Genomic DNA, 3,336 nt, shown 5'->3' with positions numbered 1-3,336 from the left:
GCCGACCTTGCGCTCTACCGCGCCAAGGACATGGGCGGGGGCGAGCATTGGCGCTTCGAACCGGAACTCCACGCCTCGGCCGAGGAACGCCGCCAGCTCGAGGTTGCGCTGCGCACGGCGCTGGGCCGCGACGAGATGGTGCTGCACTATCAGCCGGTGGTCGACGCGCACACCGAACAGGTGGTGAGCTTCGAGGCGCTGGTGCGCTGGAATTCCGCAGAGCACGGCTTTGTCAGCCCCGGCAAGTTCATCCCGCTCGCCGAGGACACCCGCCTGATCGTGCCGATCGGTCGCTGGGTGATGCGCCGGGCCTGCGAGGAAGCGCGCAACTGGCCCGAACACGTCAAGGTCAATGTCAACGTCTCGCCCGAACAGCTGCTCGAACCCGGCTTCCATGCCGAGGTGGTGCAGGCGCTCGCGGCGACGGGCCTGCGCCCCGAACGGCTCGAGGTGGAAGTGACCGAGAGCATCTTCCTGCGCGACGCTAGCGTTGCCCGCAATGCGCTCGAACAGGTCATGGCGCTTGGCTGTTCGGTCGCGCTCGACGATTTCGGGACGGGCTATTCCTCGCTCGGCTATCTGAGGAAGCTCAGGTTCTCGACCATCAAGGTCGATCGCACCTTCGTTCAGGGCGCCGCGCAGGGCAGCGCGGAGAGCCTCGCGATCATCAATGCGGTGGTGGCGATGGCCAAGAGCCTCGACATGACCACCACCGCCGAGGGCGTGGAGACCGGCGACGAGGCGGAACTGATCCGCAACCTCGGCTGCGACAAGATCCAGGGGTTCTATTTCGGTCGGCCGATGACCGCCGAAGATGCCGTCAACCTGTTCCGGCTGGCGCGCGAACGCCGCGCCTGACCCGCGTCAGGCGGCGGCGAAGCTCGCCAGCGCGCTTTCGAACAGCCGCCGTCCGTCGGCACCGCCGAGCGCCGGCACCGCCGCCGCCTCGATCGCGCGTTCGGGGTGCGGCATCATGCCCAGCACCCGGCCATTGGCGCTCAGCACCCCGGCAATGTCGCGCGCCGAGCCATTGCATCCTTCGGCATAGCGCAAGGCGACGCGGCCCTCGCCTTCGAGCATGTCGAGCGTGTCGTCGTCGGCGAAATAGTTGCCATCGTGATGCGCGACGGGGATGCGGATCGTCTCGCCCGCCGTGTAGAGCGCGGTGAAGGGCGACGCCGCGTTCTCGACCTTCAGCGCCACGGTGCGGCACACGAAGCGCTGCCCGGCATTGCGCAGCAGCGCGCCGGGGAGCAGGCGGGCTTCAGTGAGCACCTGGAAGCCGTTGCACACGCCCAGCACGGGCACGCCGCGCTCCGCCGCCGCAACGACCGCGCGCATGATCGGGCTGGTCGCCGCCATCGCGCCCGAACGCAGGTAATCGCCATAGGAAAAGCCGCCGGGCAGGGCGACGAGGTCGAGCCTGTCCGGCAGGTCGGCATCGCCATGCCACACACGGATCGCTGGGCTCCCCGCGACAGCCTCGATCGCCGACGCCATGTCCCGGTCGCAGTTGGAGCCGGGGAAGGTGATGACCGCCGCCCGGAACGCCATCAGTTCGCGCCCTCGCCCAAGCCTTCGCCCAAGCCTTCGATCGTGAAGCTCTCGATCACAGTGTTGGCGAGCAGCTTCTCGCACATCTGCCGGATCGTTGCTTCGTCTGTGCCGTCGGCCAGATCGAGTTCGATCAGGCGGCCGATCCGGACATCCTCGACGCCCGCGAAACCGAGGCCCTCGAGCGCGTGGTGCACCGCGCGGCCCTGCGGATCGAGCACCCCGGGCTTCAGTCTGACGAGGACGCGCACTTGCATGGCCTGATGCTCCATTCTTGCCGGCGGGCGGCCCCAAGTGCCGCCGCTTCGCGGGGTCGCTATAGCGCGCCGCGACGCGCGCGCAATCGCGGCGATGCGCTTCTCAACATGCAGGGCAGGCGGCCCGCCTTGACCCCTACTTGTCACATTACGGTCATGCAAGCGGCCCGATTGTAACCCACTTGCAACAACTGTCCGAAGAACGCCCGCAAAGCGTCGCTTTCGCGCAACATATACGGTGTGGCGATCTCGCGCGAATCGGAGAGAAATGTCACGGCCGGGCCCGCACCTACGCACCATCCGACCATACCATAGGCCATAGCCAAGGGGGTTTTCCGATGTCTCACCGCTTCTCCGCCATTCGTGCAGCCTGGACGGGCTCCACTGTCCTTGCTGCCGCAGCCGCTTTCGGTTTTGCCGCACCCGCCGCCGCTCAGGACGGCGCGAGTGCCGAGGATGAGGGCCAGCTCGCCACCATCATCGTCACCGCCAACCGCCGCGAGGAAAACCTCCAGGACGTGCCGGTGTCGGCCGACATCCTTGATCAGGAGCGCATCGGCGCGATCTTCAGCGGCGCGGCCGACATTACCGCGCTGGCCGGCACCGCCCCCGGCCTCAACGTCGAAAGCTCGAACGGCCGCGTCGCCCCGCGTTTCTACATCCGCGGCCTCGGCAACACCGATTTCGACCTTGCGGCCTCGCAGCCGGTCTCGGTGCTGCTCGATGATGTCGTGCTCGAGAACGTGACGCTCAAGAGCTTCCCGGTGTTCGATGTCGAGCGGGTGGAAGTCCTGCGCGGGCCGCAGGGCACGCTGTTCGGCCGCAACACGCCCGCCGGCGCGGTGAAGATCACCAGCATCAAGCCGAGCCAGGAATTCTCCGCCTCGGGCTCGCTGTCCTACGGCAGCTACGACACCATCGCGCTGAACGGCGCGGTCGGCGGGGCGCTGGTCGAGGACAAGATCGCGGTCCGCATCGCGGCCCAGCTCCAGCACCGTTCCGACTGGATCGACAACGGCTTCACCGGCGACGACAATGTGCTGGGCGGCTACGACGACTTCGCGGTGCGCGGCCAGCTGCTGCTCACCCCGACCGAGCGCTCGAGCATCCTTGCGGCGGTCAATTACCGCAACCTCGACGGCTCCTCGACCTTCTTCCGCGCCAACGTGCTCGGTCGCACCACCGCGCAGCCGAACAACACCAACAAGCTCAACAATAACTATGACCGCGACCGGGTGTTCTACGACGCCGGCGGTGGCAACCTTGCCGATTATGAGCAGGTCGGCCTGACGCTGACCGGGGCCTATGAATTCGATGGCATGACCCTGACCTCGATCACCAGCTACTGGACGAGCGAAGGCTCGAGCCGCGGCGACGTCGACGGCGGCTTCGGCGCGGTGTTCCTGCCGGGCGGCGGCGGTCCGGGCCTGATCCCGTTCCCCTCGGACACGCAAGACTCGCTCGATCTCGAGCAGTTCACCCAGGAAATCCGCCTCGCCTCGACCACCGACGGCCCGCTCAGCTG

4 protein-coding genes are annotated in these 3,336 nt (G+C 67.5%); 2 read left to right on the top strand and 2 right to left on the bottom strand.

Annotated elements, in window-relative coordinates; genetic code table 11:
• Positions 1-858, top strand: an 858-nt coding sequence (locus NBV68_RS18655; protein WP_296312875.1) for an EAL domain-containing protein, incomplete at its 5' end; no start/stop codon positions are given.
• Positions 859-864: 6 nt separating this feature from the next.
• On the opposite strand, the gene purQ is transcribed toward NBV68_RS18655, so the two are convergent.
• Together purQ and purS are read right to left on the bottom strand one after the other, a co-directional pair.
• On the bottom strand, positions 865-1,554 hold the full coding sequence (gene purQ, locus NBV68_RS18650; protein WP_296312872.1) for a phosphoribosylformylglycinamidine synthase subunit PurQ: 690 nt from the start codon (positions 1,552-1,554) through the stop codon (positions 865-867).
• Positions 1,554-1,811, bottom strand: a complete 258-nt coding sequence (purS, locus tag NBV68_RS18645; protein ID WP_296312869.1) for a phosphoribosylformylglycinamidine synthase subunit PurS — start codon at positions 1,809-1,811, stop codon at positions 1,554-1,556. The genes purQ and purS overlap by 1 nt, the downstream gene beginning before the upstream one ends.
• Before the next feature lie 338 nt (positions 1,812-2,149).
• On the opposite strand from purS, the gene NBV68_RS18640 reads away from it, so the two are divergent.
• On the top strand, positions 2,150-3,336 hold a 1,187-nt coding region (locus NBV68_RS18640; RefSeq protein WP_296312867.1), incomplete at its 3' end, for a TonB-dependent receptor plug domain-containing protein.

Source organism: Erythrobacter sp. (assembly GCF_023653175.1).
In the GTDB taxonomy this organism is placed as follows: domain Bacteria; phylum Pseudomonadota; class Alphaproteobacteria; order Sphingomonadales; family Sphingomonadaceae; genus Erythrobacter.
This window is presented reverse-complemented; position numbering and strand designations above follow the sequence as displayed.